Origin of the sequence: Enterobacter cloacae complex sp. 677-3DZ2D5B, assembly GCF_004136695.1 — a bacterium.
Lineage (GTDB): Bacteria > Pseudomonadota > Gammaproteobacteria > Enterobacterales > Enterobacteriaceae > Enterobacter > Enterobacter hormaechei_C.
On sequence record NZ_QFLS01000014.1, the window covers coordinates 12,305 to 26,231 of the forward strand.

A 13,927-nucleotide genomic window follows, 5' to 3' on the forward strand; every position below is an offset into this window, starting at 1 on the left:
AAGTTACGGAGAGTAAAAATGAAAGTTCGTGCTTCCGTCAAGAAATTATGCCGTAACTGCAAAATCGTTAAGCGTGATGGTGTCATCCGTGTGATTTGCAGTGCCGAGCCGAAGCATAAACAGCGCCAAGGCTGATTATTTCGCATATTTTTCTTGCAAAGTTGGGTTGAGCTGGCTAGATTAGCCAGCCAATCTTTTGTATGTCTGTACGTTTCCATTTGAGTATCCTGAAAACGGGCTTTTCAGCATGGTGCGTACATATTAAATAGTAGGAGTGCATAGTGGCCCGTATAGCAGGCATTAACATTCCTGATCAGAAACATGCTGTGATCGCATTAACTTCGATCTACGGCGTCGGCAAGACCCGTTCTAAAGCCATTCTGGCTGCAGCGGGTATCGCTGAAGATGTTAAGATCAGTGAGCTGTCTGAAGAACAAATCGACACGCTGCGTGACGAAGTTGCCAAATTTGTCGTTGAAGGTGATCTGCGCCGTGAAATCAGCATGAGCATCAAGCGCCTGATGGATCTTGGTTGCTATCGCGGTTTGCGTCATCGTCGTGGTCTGCCAGTACGCGGTCAGCGTACTAAGACCAACGCACGTACCCGTAAGGGTCCGCGCAAACCGATCAAGAAATAATCGGGGTGATTGAATAATGGCAAAGGCACCAGTTCGTGCACGTAAACGTGTAAGAAAACAAGTCTCTGACGGCGTGGCTCATATCCATGCTTCTTTCAACAACACCATCGTTACTATTACTGATCGTCAGGGTAACGCATTGGGTTGGGCAACAGCCGGTGGTTCCGGTTTCCGTGGTTCTCGCAAATCCACTCCGTTCGCAGCTCAGGTTGCAGCAGAGCGTTGCGCTGAAGCCGTAAAAGAATACGGCATCAAGAATCTGGAAGTTATGGTTAAAGGTCCGGGTCCGGGTCGTGAATCTACTGTTCGCGCTCTGAACGCCGCTGGTTTCCGCATCACGAATATTACTGATGTGACTCCGATCCCTCATAACGGTTGTCGTCCGCCGAAAAAACGTCGCGTATAACGCTCGTTTTTTAGGTTAGTTGGAGATAGAAAATGGCAAGATATTTGGGTCCTAAGCTCAAGCTGAGCCGTCGTGAGGGCACCGACTTATTCCTTAAGTCTGGCGTTCGCGCGATCGATACCAAGTGTAAAATTGAACAAGCTCCTGGCCAGCACGGTGCGCGTAAACCGCGTCTGTCTGACTATGGTGTGCAGTTGCGTGAAAAGCAAAAAGTTCGCCGTATCTACGGTGTGCTGGAGCGTCAGTTCCGTAACTACTATAAAGAAGCAGCACGTCTGAAAGGCAACACAGGTGAAAACCTGCTGGCTCTGCTGGAAGGTCGTCTGGACAACGTTGTATACCGTATGGGCTTCGGCGCGACTCGTGCTGAATCACGCCAGCTGGTTAGCCATAAAGCAATCATGGTAAACGGTCGTGTTGTTAACATCGCTTCTTATCAGGTTAAAGCGAATGACGTTGTTAGCATTCGTGAGAAAGCGAAAAAGCAATCTCGCGTGAAAGCCGCTCTGGAGCTGGCTGAGCAGCGTGAAAAGCCAACCTGGCTGGAAGTTGATGCTGGCAAGATGGAAGGTACGTTCAAGCGTCAGCCAGAACGTTCTGATCTGTCTGCGGACATTAACGAACACCTGATCGTCGAGCTTTACTCCAAGTAAAGCTTAGTACCAAAGAGAGGACACAATGCAGGGTTCTGTGACAGAGTTTCTAAAACCGCGCCTGGTAGATATCGAGCAAGTGAGTTCGACGCACGCCAAGGTGACCCTTGAGCCTTTAGAGCGTGGCTTTGGCCATACTCTGGGTAACGCACTGCGCCGTATTCTGCTCTCATCGATGCCGGGTTGCGCGGTGACCGAGGTTGAGATTGATGGTGTACTTCATGAGTACAGCACCAAAGAAGGCGTTCAGGAAGATATCCTTGAAATCCTGCTCAACCTGAAAGGGCTGGCGGTGAGAGTTCAGGGTAAAGATGAAGTTATTCTTACTCTGAATAAATCTGGCATTGGCCCTGTGACTGCAGCCGACATCACCCACGACGGTGATGTTGAAATCGTCAAGCCGCAGCACGTGATCTGCCACCTGACCGATGAGAACGCAGCTATTAGCATGCGTATCAAAGTTCAGCGCGGTCGTGGTTATGTGCCGGCTTCTGCCCGAATTCATTCGGAAGAAGATGAGCGCCCAATCGGCCGTCTGCTGGTCGACGCATGCTACAGCCCTGTAGAGCGTATTGCCTACAATGTTGAAGCAGCGCGTGTAGAACAGCGTACCGACCTGGACAAGCTGGTCATCGAAATGGAAACCAATGGCACAATCGATCCTGAAGAGGCGATTCGTCGTGCGGCAACCATCCTGGCAGAACAACTGGAAGCTTTCGTTGACTTACGTGATGTACGTCAGCCGGAAGTGAAAGAAGAGAAACCAGAATTCGATCCGATCCTGCTGCGCCCTGTTGACGATCTGGAATTGACTGTCCGCTCTGCTAACTGCCTCAAGGCAGAAGCTATCCACTATATCGGTGATCTGGTACAGCGTACCGAGGTTGAGTTGCTGAAAACGCCGAACCTGGGTAAAAAATCTCTTACCGAGATTAAAGACGTGCTGGCTTCACGTGGTCTGTCTCTGGGCATGCGCTTGGAAAACTGGCCACCGGCAAGCATTGCTGACGAGTAACCGGATCACAGGTTAAGGTTTTACTGAGAAGGATAAGGTCATGCGCCATCGTAAGAGTGGTCGTCAACTGAACCGCAACAGCAGCCATCGCCAGGCTATGTTCCGCAACATGGCAGGTTCACTGGTTCGTCATGAAATCATCAAGACGACCCTGCCTAAAGCGAAAGAGCTGCGTCGCGTAGTTGAGCCGCTGATTACTCTTGCCAAGACTGACAGCGTTGCTAATCGTCGTCTGGCATTCGCCCGTACTCGTGATAACGAGATCGTGGCAAAACTGTTTAACGAACTGGGCCCGCGTTTCGCGAGCCGTGCCGGTGGTTACACTCGCATTCTGAAGTGTGGCTTCCGTGCAGGCGACAACGCGCCGATGGCTTACATCGAGCTGGTTGATCGTTCAGAGAAAGCAGAAGCTGCTGCAGAGTAATCTGTAGTAACGTAAAAAAACCCGCCTCGGCGGGTTTTTTTATATCCGCAGAATCTCCACTTATCTACAATGTCTGTATCTTTTCTGCTCACCCCCTGGAGTTCATTATGTGGTTGCTCGATCAGTGGGCTGAACGCCATATTTGCGATGCCCAAAACAAAGGCGAGTTCGAAAATCTTCCCGGCAGCGGTGAGCCGCTGATTCTGGACGATGATTCACATATTCCCCCTGAATTACGGGCCGGTTATCGCTTACTGAAAAACGCAGGTTGTTTACCGCCTGAGCTTCAGCAACGTAATGAAGCCGTCGAGCTTGCCGATCTGCTTAAAGGCATTCATAAGAATGACCCGCGGTACTCTGAAATCAGTCGTCGGTTGGCGCTCATAGAGCTAAAACTGCGCCAGACGGGAATGAATACTGACTTTTTGCATGGTGAGTACAGTGAAAGGTTAATACAAAAAATAAACAAGGAGTAGCCATGTACCGCATAGGTGAACTTGCGAAGCTTGCTAACGTAACGCCGGATACTATCCGCTACTACGAAAAGCAGCAGATGATCGATCATGAGGTCAGAACGGAAGGTGGATTTCGCCTTTATACGGATAACGACCTGCAACGCCTTCGTTTTATCCGCTATGCACGGCAACTCGGCTTCACGCTGGAGTCGATCCGTGAACTGCTGTCGATCCGTATCGATCCTGAACATCATACGTGTCAGGAATCTAAAAGCATCGTTCAGGCCCGGCTGGATGAAGTTGAAGGACGTATTCAGGAGCTGCAAGCCATGCAGCGATCTCTGCAAAGGTTAAATGACGCGTGCTGCGGTACCGCTCATAGCAGTGTTTATTGCTCAATACTGGAAGCTCTTGAACAGGGCGCCAGTAGTGAAACTCAGGGTTGTTGATTTTTTATCAGCCAGGGACTAGACTCCCGCCGACATTAACTATGCTCAGGAGAAATGATGAGCCGCTATCAGCATACTAAGGGACACATTAAGGATAACGCCATTGAGGCATTGCTTCACGACCCACTTTTCAGACAGCGAGTTGAGAAGAACAAGAAAGGAAAAGGGAGTTATTTACGTAAAGGTAAACATGCACAACGGGGTAACTGGGAGGCCAGTGGCAAGCAAGCTAATCGCTTTTTTACCACTGGCCTTTCTGTTTCTGTCGCCTGATTAAACGCGGTTATTCTGCTCTTTTAACAGATCGCGAATTTCAGTCAGTAAGACTTCTTCTTTAGTTGGTGCTGGCGGGGCAGCAGCCGGTTCTTCTTTTTTACGGTTAAGTCTGTTGATAAGTTTGATCGCCATGAAAATGGCAAATGCCACGATCACGAAATCAAATACGTTCTGAATGAATACGCCGTAGTGCATTACAACCGCAGGGATATCGCCCTGAGCTTCCCGAAGGGTGAAGGCGAATTGTTTGAAATCAATGCCTCCAATCAACAGTCCTAACGGCGGCATAATAATGTCGGCGACTAATGATGAAACGATCTTACCGAACGCCGCACCAATAATGACACCCACAGCCAAATCCACTACATTCCCGCGCATCGCAAATTCGCGAAACTCTTTAATAAAACTCATTATGTTCTCCTTGTGCCAGCTGACGCCTATAAGTTTAACAAATGATTAGCTAATTGCCATTGGGGATAAATAATCGTTATAAAAATAAAAGGCATGAAAATTAGAAGGTTAATATGTGGGTGCTCTCGTCTGAGCACCCAAATCATTACAGGAAGAATGGACTTGGCTGGAATAAACGCTCGACGTCGGTAATAAATTTTTTATCGGTCAGGAACATAATAACGTGGTCACCCTGCTCGATACGTAAATTATCATTGGCGATCATGACATCGTTACCTCGCACTACGGCGCCGATAATGGTGCCTGGTGGAAGTTTAATTTCGTCGATCGCGCGACCAACAACGCGCGACGTCGTTTCATCCCCGTGAGCGACGGCTTCAATGGCTTCAGCAACACCACGACGCAGAGACGACACGCCGACAATATCCGCTTTACGCACATGGCTTAGCAGGGCAGAGATGGTGGCTTGCTGGGGTGAAATAGCAATATCAATTACGCTACCCTGTACCAGGTCGACATAAGCCTTACGCTGGATAAGCACCATTACTTTTTTCGCCCCCATACGTTTAGCGAGCATGGCGGACATAATATTCGCTTCGTCGTCGTTGGTGACGGCAATAAAAAGATCAACCTGATCGATATGCTCTTCGGCCAGCAATTCCTGATCCGAAGCATCGCCATAAAACACGATAGTATTCTGAAGTTTTTCAGCCAGCTCCGACGCGCGCTGTTGATCTCGTTCGATCAGCTTCACGCTGTAGTCTTTTTCCAGCCGTCTCGCCAGACCTGCGCCAATATTACCGCCGCCAACCAGCATAATACGTTTATACGGTTTTTCGAGACGCTGAAGTTCACTCATCACCGCACGGATATGCTGAGAAGCCGCAATAAAGAAGACTTCATCCCCGGCTTCGACAATGGTGGAACCTTGCGGACGAATAGGTCTGTCGTGACGGAAAATCGCCGCAACACGCGTATCGATATGTGGCATATGCTCGCGCATTGTCGACAGGGCATTACCAATCAGCGGGCCGCCGTAATAAGCCTTCACGACCGCCAGGCTTACTTTCCCTTCAGCAAAGTTCACAACCTGCAACGCGCCCGGGTACTCAATCAGACGATAAATACTGTCGATAACCAACTGCTCAGGGGCAATAAGATGGTCGATAGGTACTGCTTCGGAATTAAACAGCTTTTCCGCATCCCGGACATAGTCCGGGGAGCGAATGCGGGCGATGCGGTTCGGTGTGTTGAACAGCGAGTAGGCCACCTGGCATGCAACCATGTTGGTTTCATCAGAACTGGTTACTGCAACCAGCATGTCGGCATCGTCCGCGCCCGCCTCACGAAGCACTCGAGGATGAGAGCCGTGCCCCTGCACAACACGAAGATCAAACTTGTCCTGCAAAACGCGCAGGCGATCGCCATTGGTATCCACAATGGTGATATCGTTGTTTTCGCCCACGAGATTTTCCGCCAGCGTTCCGCCAACTTGCCCTGCGCCCAGAATGATAATTTTCATCTTTCGTGACCTGTTCTCAACATCACTCTTTGATTAGCTTAGCGTAAAAGAAGCCATCACCCTCTTCTGCGCCCGGCAGGTTTTGCAGACCCGGGTGCTCAGGTGTTCCCGTATCATGCAGCGTCGCGTCCGGGGTGCGCTTCAGGAAAGCCGCAATTTGCTGACTGTTTTCTTCCGGAAGAACAGAGCAGGTTGCATACACCAGGGTTCCGCCGGGTTTGAGATGCGGCCAGATGGCATCCAGAATTTCGGATTGCAACTGGGCAAGCTCCTTGATATCACGATCGCGACGCAGCCATTTGATATCGGGATGACGACGAATTACGCCGGTTGCAGAGCAGGGGGCGTCCAGCAAAATACGATCGAACCGGGTATCACCACACCAGTCTGCGGGTTTACGTCCATCGCCTTGCTTAACCTGTGCTTTCATACCCAGACGCTTGAGGTTGTCATAGACGCGTGAAAGACGCTGCTCATCAACATCCACGGCCATCACGCAGGCCTGCGGCGCCACTTCCAGAATGTGCGTTGTTTTTCCCCCTGGCGCTGCACAAAGATCAAGGATCTGCTCCCCGTCTTTCGGTTCAAGCCAGGCCATGCACCCCTGAGCGGATGCGTCCTGTACCGTTACCCAGCCCTCTTCAAAACCGGGTAATGCATGTACCGGTGCAGGGGAGGCTAAACGAACCGCATCAGGATAAGCCGCGTGTGTGAAGCCGCTCATTCCGGTCTCTTCCAGCAGGGCCAGCCATGCGTCGCGGGTATGATGGTTACGATTGACGCGTAACCACATCGGCGGACGTTGGTTATTGGCATCCACAATGTCTTGCCATTGCTGTGGGTAGGCTTTTTTAAGGCGATTCAGCAGCCATTCTGGATGCAGGAAGCGCGCTTCGCTTTGCGCAAATTCTGCCAGCAGTTCGTCCTGCTGACGCTGGAACTGACGCAGCACGCCGTTAATCAATCCTTTCAGCTGGGGACGTTTAATCGCAACGGCACCTTCCACTGTCTCAGCCAGCGCAGCATGAGGTGGAATGCGGGTATGAAGAAGCTGGTAGAAACCGACCATGATCAAATAATGCACGGTACGTTGCTTGCCGCTCATCGGGCGTGACATCAGCTTATTAATTAACCATTCAAGCTGAGAGAGGGTACGCAGCACGCCAAAGCACAGCTCCTGAAGCAGCGCTTTATCTTTATCGGAAACCTTTTGTTGCAGTGGAGGCAGGACATTACTCAGTGACTGGCCCTGCTCAATAACCTGCTCAACGGCCTGAGCCGCCATAGTGCGTAGATTTTGTCTTTTCATAACCGTAAAAATAAAAATGCCCGGAAACACCGGGCCTTAAGAGTAAATTTGTTCAGGCAAGACGATTGCCAGGGATGAACCATTCACGACGGGAATTTAATAGATCCTGCGCGCTCATTGCCTTTTTACCGGCCGGTTGCAGCGATTCAAGATTCAGGATCCCTTCTCCGGTCGCAACCTGGATACCGTTTTTGCTGGCGTCGATAATCGTACCGGGCTCTGCTGATGTATTGCCGTTAATAACTGAAGCTTTCCAGACTTTCACTGGCTGCTCATCAATCATCAACCAGCTCATCGGCCACGGATTAAAGGCGCGGATGCAGCGTTCGAGTTGAGCTGCTGACAGGGACCAGTCGATCCGGGCTTCTTCTTTACTCAGTTTTTCAGCATAGGTCACCTGTGCCTCATCCTGCACTTCAGGTGTCGCTGTATTGTCAGCAAGCTGTTGCAACGTCTCAATCAGCCCCTGCGGACCGAGAGCCGCCAGCTTGTCATACAGCGTGGCGCTGGTATCTTCTGCGGTAATGGAACACGCCAGTTTATACAGCATGTCGCCCGTGTCTAAACCTACGTCCATCTTCATGATTGTCACGCCAGTTTCAGCATCGCCTGCCCACAGAGCGCGCTGAATAGGGGCTGCACCGCGCCAGCGTGGGAGCAAAGAACCATGAACGTTAACACAGCCCAGGCGGGGCATATCGAGTACCGCTTTTGGCAGAATGAGGCCGTAAGCCACAACTACCATCACGTCAGCGTTCAGGTCTGCCACTAACTGCTGGTTTTCCTCAGGTCGTAATGACGCTGGCTGGAATACCGGTAAACCATGCGTTTCTGCCAGTACTTTAACCGGGCCAGGCATCAGTTTTTTACCGCGGCCAGCCGGTCGATCCGGCTGAGTAAATACGCCAACAATCTGATGACCAGACGATAGCAGCGCGTCGAGATGACGCGCTGCAAAATCAGGGGTACCCGCGAAGATTATACGTAGTGATGTAGACACGTTATTCCTTGTATCCGGGGGGCGTTAAGCGCGAGAACGCAAACGATCCAGTTTCTCAACTTTCTGACGAATACGCTGTTGCTTCAGAGGTGAGAGGTAATCGATAAACAGTTTACCGACCAGGTGATCCATCTCATGCTGAATGCAAATCGCCAGCAGATCGTCGGCTTCCAGCTCAAACGGATTGCCGTCACGATCCAGTGCGCGAATTTTAACTTTTTCGGCACGTGGCACCAAAGCGCGCTGTTCAGGGATAGACAGACAGCCTTCCTCAATGCCTGTTTCGCCGCTTTTTTCAAGCAGTTCAGGGTTGATCAGCACCAGACGCTCATCGCGATTTTCAGAAACGTCGATCACGATAATACGCTTGTGAATGTCTACCTGGGTCGCCGCCAGGCCAATGCCTTCTTCAGCGTACATGGTATCGAACATATCATCGACGATACGCTGAATTTCTGCATTCACTTCTTTAACCGGTTCCGCGACGATGCGAAGACGCTCGTCAGGAATATGTAACACTTGCAAAACTGCCATAAATTTCCAGAGTCGTGTTCAGGAGTTGATAAGAATATTACTTCTATTCTAGACAAATCCCCGGTCGATTGACAGCATCAGTGACCAATCGCAAAGATTGCTGAGGCTGCTTATGGCAGGGAAAAGGATGACGTCCACAGAGATATGGTTACGGCTTATAAACATCGGGTCGTTATACGGTGACGCGATGCTGGAGATTGCGCAGAGGCTGCTTCGCCAGGCAACCGTTGATGCTGAAGCTGTCAACGCGGCAGGGCTTTCGCCCAAACATGCCGTAAAGTTTTTTTCGTTCAGCGAGAGTGAGCTTGAACGTAGTCTGGAATGGCTTGAACACACCGACAACCACCTTCTCACGGCGGATGATCCTCGTTTTCCGCCATTGTTGCGTTCTATACCTGATTTTCCCGGGGCGCTCTTTGTGCGAGGCCGCGTCGACGTGCTTAATAGCATGCAGCTTGCGGTTGTGGGCAGCCGTGCGCCCTCGTGGTACGGCGAGCGTTGGGGGAAAATACTCAGTGAACAGCTGTCCCAATGTGGCTTTACGATCACCAGTGGCCTGGCTTGCGGCATCGACGGTGTGGCACATCATGCGGCGTTGTCAGCAAAAGGGCGAAGTGTCGCCGTGCTTGGCAATGGTCTTTTTAGTCTCTATCCGCGTCGTCATCACATTCTGGCTGAGCAACTTATCGCTTCTGAGGGGGCGATAGTATCTGAGTTTTCACTTTCGACATCGCCCAGACCGGGTAACTTTCCACGGCGTAACCGGATCATCAGCGGGTTAAGCCAGGGCGTGCTGGTGGTCGAAGCTGCGATTCGAAGTGGATCGCTGGTTACTGCAAGGTGCGCACTGGAGCAGGGGCGTGAAGTTTTTGCGCTGCCCGGCCCGTTGGGGAACCCTGGCTGCGAAGGCCCTCACTGGCTGATAAAACAGGGGGCGACGCTGGTGACCTGTAAAGAGGATATCCTGGAAAATTTGCAGTATGGATTGCATTGGTTGCAGGATGATCTCCAAAAGCGACATATTTCATCGGATCAGGAGGCCGTAGCATTGCCATTTCCCAAGCTCCTGGCTAACGTAGGAGATGAGGTAACACCTGTTGACGTTGTCGCTGAACGTGCCGGCCAACCTGTGCCAGTAACGGTAGCACAGCTACTCGAACTGGAGTTAGCAGGGTGGATCGCAGCTGTACCCGGCGGCTATGTCCGATTAAGGAGGGCATGCCATGTTCGACGTACTGATGTATTTGTTTGAGACTTACATCCACAACGAAGCAGAAATGCAGGTGGATCAGGACAAATTAACACGGGATCTGACCGACGCAGGTTTTGAGCGGGAAGATATTTATAATGCGTTGATGTGGCTGGATAAGTTGGCTGATTATCAGGACGGCCTCGCCGAACCGATGCAGCTTGCTTCTGACCCATTGTCTGTGCGCATCTATACAGCTGAAGAGTGTGAAAGGCTGGATGCCAGCTGCCGGGGATTCATTTTATTCCTCGAGCAGATTCAGGTGCTAAACCTCGAAACGAGAGAGATGGTGATAGAGCGCGTCATGGCGCTGGATACTGCTGAATTTGAACTGGAAGATCTGAAATGGGTGATCCTGATGGTGCTGTTCAACATTCCAGGCTGTGAAAATGCCTATCAGCAAATGGAAGAATTACTCTTTGAAGTGAATGAAGGTATGCTGCATTAATTCTATGTGCAGCAACAAGAGTTGTTATGGCCAAATCAGCACTCTTCACGGTGCATAAAAACGAGCCCTGCCCACAGTGTGGGGCTGAACTTGTTATTCGGTCCGGGAAACACGGTCCGTTTCTCGGTTGTTCACACTATCCGGAATGTGATTATGTCCGTCCCCTGAAGAGCCAGGCGGACGGACATATCGTCAAAATTCTGGAGGGACAGTTTTGTCCGCTCTGCGGCGGCGAACTGGCGCTGCGGCAGGGGCGGTTCGGGATGTTTATCGGATGCAGCCGCTACCCGGAATGTGATCATACGGAACAAATTGATAAACCAGATGAAACGGCAATTGCCTGCCCTCAGTGCCAGCGTGGTCAATTGGTGCAGCGCCGCTCTCGTTATGGCAAGACCTTCCATTCGTGCGATCGCTATCCCGAATGCCAGTTCGTTATCAATTTCAAACCAGTAGCGGGCGTCTGCCCTCATTGCGATTATCCGTTACTTATAGAAAAGAAAACCGCGCAAGGCTTGAAACGCTTTTGCGCCAGTAAACAATGTGGAAAGCCGGTTTCGGCGGATCAAATCAGTGAATAATAACCTGCCATCAGGCTCCATCGCGCAGGCGGTGGAAATCCTGAAAAAAGAAGAAGTCATCGCCTATCCAACAGAAGCCGTTTTCGGGGTCGGGTGCGATCCTGACAGCGAAGTCGCCGTTAACCGTCTGCTGGCGCTAAAACAGCGGCCTGTCGAAAAAGGATTGATTTTGATCGCTGCGAACTACGCGCAGCTTAAGCCTTATATTGATGATTCCATGCTGACGCCTGCACAGCGGGAAACCATTTTCTCTGCGTGGCCTGGTCCCGTGACGTTTGTTTTTCCTGCACAACCGACAACGCCGCGCTGGTTAACCGGGCGTTTCGATTCACTTGCGGTACGCGTTACCGACCATCCGCTGGTGGTGGAGTTATGCCAGGCATTTGGTAAACCTCTGGTTTCAACCAGCGCCAACCTGACCGGGCTTCCCCCCTGTCGGACAACCGAAGAAGTTCTGGCGCAGTTCGGGAGTGATTTCCCGGTAGCCGTCGGTGAAACCGGTGGCCGTCTTAACCCGTCAGAAATTCGCGATGCCTTGACCGGCGAACGTTTTCGCCAGGGATAATGTGATGGAAACCTATGCTGTTTTTGGTAACCCGATCGCGCACAGCAAGTCGCCTCTGATCCATCAGCTGTTTGCAGAGCAATTGCAGATAGATCACCCGTATGGTCGGGTTCTTGCGCCTGTTGATGCATTTTTACCGACGCTAAATAGCTTTTTTGTTGCGGGCGGTAAAGGTGCGAACGTTACGGTGCCTTTTAAAGAAGAGGCTTTCGGGCGTGCGGATGAGCTGACCGAGCGTGCGTCGCTCGCTGGCGCCGTCAATACTCTTAAGCGGCTCGAAGATGGTCGCCTTCTTGGCGATAACACCGATGGCATTGGTTTACTCAGCGATCTGGAGCGACTGTCGTTTATTAAACCAGGCTTTCGGATCCTGCTGATCGGTGCGGGTGGCGCGTCGCGCGGCGTATTGCTTCCTCTTCTTTCGCTGGATTGTGCGGTCACAATCACCAACCGTACTTTCTCCAGAGCAGAAGAGCTGGCGGCGTTGTTCGCACACACAGGCAGCGTAGCTGCGGTAGCACTTGAGGATCTCGCGGGTCACGAATTTGATCTTGTGATTAATGCCACCTCAAGCGGTATTAATGGAGAGATCCCGGCGATTCCTGCATCCCTGGTTCATTCCCACATCTACGCCTATGACATGTTTTATCAAAAAGGGAAAACGCCATTTCTGACCTGGTGCGAACAACAGGGGGCAAAACATGTGGCTGATGGTCTGGGCATGCTGGTGGGGCAGGCGGCTCATGCGGTGCTACTCTGGCATGGCGTGTTACCTGCTGTAGAACCGGTGATCGAAAAGCTGAAACAGGAACTGATGGCATGAATCAGGCGATTCATTTTCCCGACAGAGAAATCTGGGATGAAAACAAGCAAGCGGTGTGTTTCCCGGTGCTGGTGCATGGAATGCAGCTCACCTGTGCGATTAAAGGGGAGACGTTGCTTCAGCGCTTTGGTGGTTCAGATCCGTTAGCGCTCTTTTGTGAAAATCGCTGGGATCTGGAAGAGGAAGCCAGCGATTTGATCCGCGTACAGCAGGAAGACGATCACGGCTGGGTCTGGTTATCCTGATCCAGATAGTCATTCTTCCATTTAACGTAATTGTTCGCTGAGTATTTCAATCCTTCGATCTCCGCCTCTTTTAGGGGGCGGATCTGTTTAACCGGACTGCCTAAATAGAGATAGCCACTTTCCAGGCGTTTGTTTTGCGGAACTAGGCTTCCTGCGCCAATCATTACGTCATCTTCTACTATGACGCCATCCAGCAAAATCGATCCCATCCCAACGAGAACCCTGTTACCGATTGTGCAGCCGTGGAGCATTACTTTATGACCGACGGTAACATCTTCCCCAATGATGAGCGGATTGCCCTCAGGGTTATAAGATGACTTATGAGTCACATGCAGCACGCTGCCGTCCTGAATATTGGTGCGTGCACCGATTGCAACATAGTTAACATCGCCCCGGATCGCGACGAGTGGCCAGATGCTGACATCATCGGCCATGCGAACATCACCAATGACCACGCTGCTGGCATCGATCATCACGCGATCGCCTTTTTGGGGGAACAGATCTTTATAAGGACGTAATACTGCAAACATATCTACCTCGATACAGATGAGCGCTATTAAAGAAGACTTTGATCGTATTCCTGGATCGAGGCAAGGCAAAATGCGTCAATTTTTAAGCGGATCGGGTGGGTTTTCAGCGAAAAGCACGGAAAATCATCAGTTGGAAAAAAAGATCTAAAAAATACTTGTGCTAAAAACTGGGATCCCTATAATGCGCCTCCATCGACACGGCGGATGTGAATCACTTCACAAACAACCCGGTCGGCTGAAGAGAAAAAATCCTGAAAATCAGGGTTGACTCTGAAAGAGGAAAGCGTAATATACGCCACCTCGCGACAGAGCGCTGAAGCGCGTCGCAACTGCTCTTTAACAATTTATCAGACAATCTGTGTGGGCACTCAAAGTGACATGGATTCTTAACGTC

21 protein-coding genes are annotated in these 13,927 nt (G+C 51.0%); 15 read left to right on the plus strand and 6 right to left on the minus strand.

Going from position 1 to position 13,927, the window contains the following annotated elements; all coding sequences use genetic code 11:
• The first annotated feature begins 18 nt into the window (after positions 1 to 18).
• From rpmJ to DD597_RS19850, 9 genes are all read left to right on the plus strand, one after another.
• Positions 19 to 135 (plus strand): 50S ribosomal protein L36, encoded by a 117-nt coding sequence (gene rpmJ / locus DD597_RS19810; protein ID WP_000868187.1) that lies wholly within the window; start codon positions 19 to 21, stop codon positions 133 to 135.
• 146 nt (positions 136 to 281) lie between these two features.
• A complete protein-coding gene (rpsM, locus tag DD597_RS19815) occupies positions 282 to 638 on the plus strand; it encodes a 30S ribosomal protein S13 (protein WP_003863308.1) in 357 nt (118 codons plus the stop codon).
• Positions 639 to 654: 16 nt separating this feature from the next.
• A complete protein-coding gene (gene rpsK / locus DD597_RS19820; RefSeq protein WP_003863312.1) occupies positions 655 to 1,044 on the plus strand; it encodes a 30S ribosomal protein S11 in 390 nt (129 codons plus the stop codon).
• Between the two features lie 32 nt (positions 1,045 to 1,076).
• Positions 1,077 to 1,697: a 30S ribosomal protein S4 gene (gene rpsD, locus DD597_RS19825; RefSeq protein ID WP_003863314.1), complete on the plus strand. Its 621-nt coding sequence runs from the start codon at positions 1,077 to 1,079 to the stop codon at positions 1,695 to 1,697.
• Between the two features lie 25 nt (positions 1,698 to 1,722).
• Complete coding sequence (gene rpoA / locus DD597_RS19830; protein ID WP_002919219.1) at positions 1,723 to 2,712, plus strand: DNA-directed RNA polymerase subunit alpha; 990 nt, start codon at positions 1,723 to 1,725, stop codon at positions 2,710 to 2,712.
• Positions 2,713 to 2,752: 40 nt separating this feature from the next.
• Positions 2,753 to 3,136, plus strand: coding sequence for a 50S ribosomal protein L17 (gene rplQ, locus DD597_RS19835; protein WP_001216368.1), 384 nt, complete (start codon positions 2,753 to 2,755; stop codon positions 3,134 to 3,136).
• Between the two features lie 107 nt (positions 3,137 to 3,243).
• Positions 3,244 to 3,612 carry a DUF1992 domain-containing protein gene (locus tag DD597_RS19840; protein ID WP_023314932.1) on the plus strand — a complete coding sequence of 123 codons (369 nt, stop codon included), beginning with the start codon at positions 3,244 to 3,246 and terminating at the stop codon, positions 3,610 to 3,612.
• Between the two features lie 2 nt (positions 3,613 to 3,614).
• Complete coding sequence (zntR, locus tag DD597_RS19845) at positions 3,615 to 4,040, plus strand: Zn(2+)-responsive transcriptional regulator (protein ID WP_003863328.1); 426 nt, start codon at positions 3,615 to 3,617, stop codon at positions 4,038 to 4,040.
• Positions 4,041 to 4,097: 57 nt separating this feature from the next.
• Positions 4,098 to 4,313, plus strand: a complete 216-nt coding sequence (locus DD597_RS19850) for an alternative ribosome-rescue factor A (RefSeq protein ID WP_003863329.1) — start codon at positions 4,098 to 4,100, stop codon at positions 4,311 to 4,313.
• On the opposite strand, the gene mscL is transcribed toward DD597_RS19850, so the two are convergent.
• The 5 genes from mscL to def form a co-directional block, all read right to left on the minus strand.
• Positions 4,314 to 4,727, minus strand: a complete 414-nt coding sequence (gene mscL, locus DD597_RS19855; protein WP_003863335.1) for a large-conductance mechanosensitive channel protein MscL — start codon at positions 4,725 to 4,727, stop codon at positions 4,314 to 4,316.
• A 145-nt stretch (positions 4,728 to 4,872) separates the two neighbouring features.
• A complete protein-coding gene (trkA, locus tag DD597_RS19860) occupies positions 4,873 to 6,249 on the minus strand; it encodes a Trk system potassium transporter TrkA (protein ID WP_003863337.1) in 1,377 nt (458 codons plus the stop codon).
• Positions 6,250 to 6,271: 22 nt separating this feature from the next.
• Positions 6,272 to 7,558, minus strand: a complete 1,287-nt coding sequence (rsmB, locus tag DD597_RS19865; RefSeq protein WP_032610139.1) for a 16S rRNA (cytosine(967)-C(5))-methyltransferase RsmB — start codon at positions 7,556 to 7,558, stop codon at positions 6,272 to 6,274.
• A 52-nt stretch (positions 7,559 to 7,610) separates the two neighbouring features.
• Entirely contained in the window at positions 7,611 to 8,558 is a 948-nt protein-coding gene (gene fmt, locus DD597_RS19870) for a methionyl-tRNA formyltransferase (protein ID WP_023314929.1), read from the minus strand.
• A gap of 24 nt (positions 8,559 to 8,582) precedes the next feature.
• On the minus strand, positions 8,583 to 9,092 hold the full coding sequence (gene def, locus DD597_RS19875) for a peptide deformylase (RefSeq protein WP_006812188.1): 510 nt from the start codon (positions 9,090 to 9,092) through the stop codon (positions 8,583 to 8,585).
• 127 nt (positions 9,093 to 9,219) lie between these two features.
• On the opposite strand from def, the gene dprA reads away from it, so the two are divergent.
• From dprA to DD597_RS19905, 6 genes are read left to right on the plus strand one after another with little or no spacing between them, the layout of a single operon-like run.
• Positions 9,220 to 10,344 carry a DNA-protecting protein DprA gene (gene dprA / locus DD597_RS19880; RefSeq protein ID WP_129256525.1) on the plus strand — a complete coding sequence of 375 codons (1,125 nt, stop codon included), beginning with the start codon at positions 9,220 to 9,222 and terminating at the stop codon, positions 10,342 to 10,344.
• On the plus strand, positions 10,316 to 10,789 hold the full coding sequence (smg, locus tag DD597_RS19885; protein WP_000460665.1) for a DUF494 family protein Smg: 474 nt from the start codon (positions 10,316 to 10,318) through the stop codon (positions 10,787 to 10,789). The genes dprA and smg overlap by 29 nt, the downstream gene beginning before the upstream one ends.
• Positions 10,790 to 10,815: 26 nt before the next feature.
• Positions 10,816 to 11,370 (plus strand): type I DNA topoisomerase, encoded by a 555-nt coding sequence (locus DD597_RS19890; RefSeq protein WP_129256526.1) that lies wholly within the window; start codon positions 10,816 to 10,818, stop codon positions 11,368 to 11,370.
• Positions 11,363 to 11,935 carry an L-threonylcarbamoyladenylate synthase type 1 TsaC gene (gene tsaC / locus DD597_RS19895; protein WP_003863353.1) on the plus strand — a complete coding sequence of 191 codons (573 nt, stop codon included), beginning with the start codon at positions 11,363 to 11,365 and terminating at the stop codon, positions 11,933 to 11,935. The genes DD597_RS19890 and tsaC overlap by 8 nt, the downstream gene beginning before the upstream one ends.
• Before the next feature lie 4 nt (positions 11,936 to 11,939).
• Entirely contained in the window at positions 11,940 to 12,758 is an 819-nt protein-coding gene (gene aroE, locus DD597_RS19900; protein WP_023314927.1) for a shikimate dehydrogenase, read from the plus strand.
• A complete protein-coding gene (locus DD597_RS19905) occupies positions 12,755 to 13,003 on the plus strand; it encodes a DUF1488 domain-containing protein (RefSeq protein WP_129256527.1) in 249 nt (82 codons plus the stop codon). Before aroE ends, DD597_RS19905 begins: the two co-directional genes overlap by 4 nt.
• Here the strand turns inward: DD597_RS19905 and DD597_RS19910 are convergent.
• Positions 12,979 to 13,533 (minus strand): gamma carbonic anhydrase family protein, encoded by a 555-nt coding sequence (locus tag DD597_RS19910; RefSeq protein WP_003863357.1) that lies wholly within the window; start codon positions 13,531 to 13,533, stop codon positions 12,979 to 12,981. The genes DD597_RS19905 and DD597_RS19910 overlap by 25 nt on opposite strands.
• Positions 13,534 to 13,927 lie beyond the last annotated feature (394 nt).

What these genes read in the sequence shown, in the direction of transcription:
- rpmJ (WP_000868187.1), top strand. Translation starts at nt 19, where the DNA reads ATGAAAGTTCGTGCTTCCGTCAAGAAATTATGCCGTAACTGCAAAATC.
- rpsK (WP_003863312.1), top strand. Translation starts at nt 655, where the DNA reads ATGGCAAAGGCACCAGTTCGTGCACGTAAACGTGTAAGAAAACAAGTC.
- rpsD (WP_003863314.1), top strand. Translation starts at nt 1,077, where the DNA reads ATGGCAAGATATTTGGGTCCTAAGCTCAAGCTGAGCCGTCGTGAGGGC.
- rpoA (WP_002919219.1), top strand. Translation starts at nt 1,723, where the DNA reads ATGCAGGGTTCTGTGACAGAGTTTCTAAAACCGCGCCTGGTAGATATC.
- rplQ (WP_001216368.1), top strand. Translation starts at nt 2,753, where the DNA reads ATGCGCCATCGTAAGAGTGGTCGTCAACTGAACCGCAACAGCAGCCAT.
- DD597_RS19840 (WP_023314932.1), top strand. Translation starts at nt 3,244, where the DNA reads ATGTGGTTGCTCGATCAGTGGGCTGAACGCCATATTTGCGATGCCCAA.
- zntR (WP_003863328.1), top strand. Translation starts at nt 3,615, where the DNA reads ATGTACCGCATAGGTGAACTTGCGAAGCTTGCTAACGTAACGCCGGAT.
- DD597_RS19850 (WP_003863329.1), top strand. Translation starts at nt 4,098, where the DNA reads ATGAGCCGCTATCAGCATACTAAGGGACACATTAAGGATAACGCCATT.
- mscL (WP_003863335.1), bottom strand. Translation starts at nt 4,727, where the DNA reads ATGAGTTTTATTAAAGAGTTTCGCGAATTTGCGATGCGCGGGAATGTA.
- trkA (WP_003863337.1), bottom strand. Translation starts at nt 6,249, where the DNA reads ATGAAAATTATCATTCTGGGCGCAGGGCAAGTTGGCGGAACGCTGGCG.
- rsmB (WP_032610139.1), bottom strand. Translation starts at nt 7,558, where the DNA reads ATGAAAAGACAAAATCTACGCACTATGGCGGCTCAGGCCGTTGAGCAG.
- def (WP_006812188.1), bottom strand. Translation starts at nt 9,092, where the DNA reads ATGGCAGTTTTGCAAGTGTTACATATTCCTGACGAGCGTCTTCGCATC.
- dprA (WP_129256525.1), top strand. Translation starts at nt 9,220, where the DNA reads ATGACGTCCACAGAGATATGGTTACGGCTTATAAACATCGGGTCGTTA.
- smg (WP_000460665.1), top strand. Translation starts at nt 10,316, where the DNA reads ATGTTCGACGTACTGATGTATTTGTTTGAGACTTACATCCACAACGAA.
- DD597_RS19890 (WP_129256526.1), top strand. Translation starts at nt 10,816, where the DNA reads ATGGCCAAATCAGCACTCTTCACGGTGCATAAAAACGAGCCCTGCCCA.
- aroE (WP_023314927.1), top strand. Translation starts at nt 11,940, where the DNA reads ATGGAAACCTATGCTGTTTTTGGTAACCCGATCGCGCACAGCAAGTCG.
- DD597_RS19905 (WP_129256527.1), top strand. Translation starts at nt 12,755, where the DNA reads ATGAATCAGGCGATTCATTTTCCCGACAGAGAAATCTGGGATGAAAAC.
- DD597_RS19910 (WP_003863357.1), bottom strand. Translation starts at nt 13,533, where the DNA reads ATGTTTGCAGTATTACGTCCTTATAAAGATCTGTTCCCCCAAAAAGGC.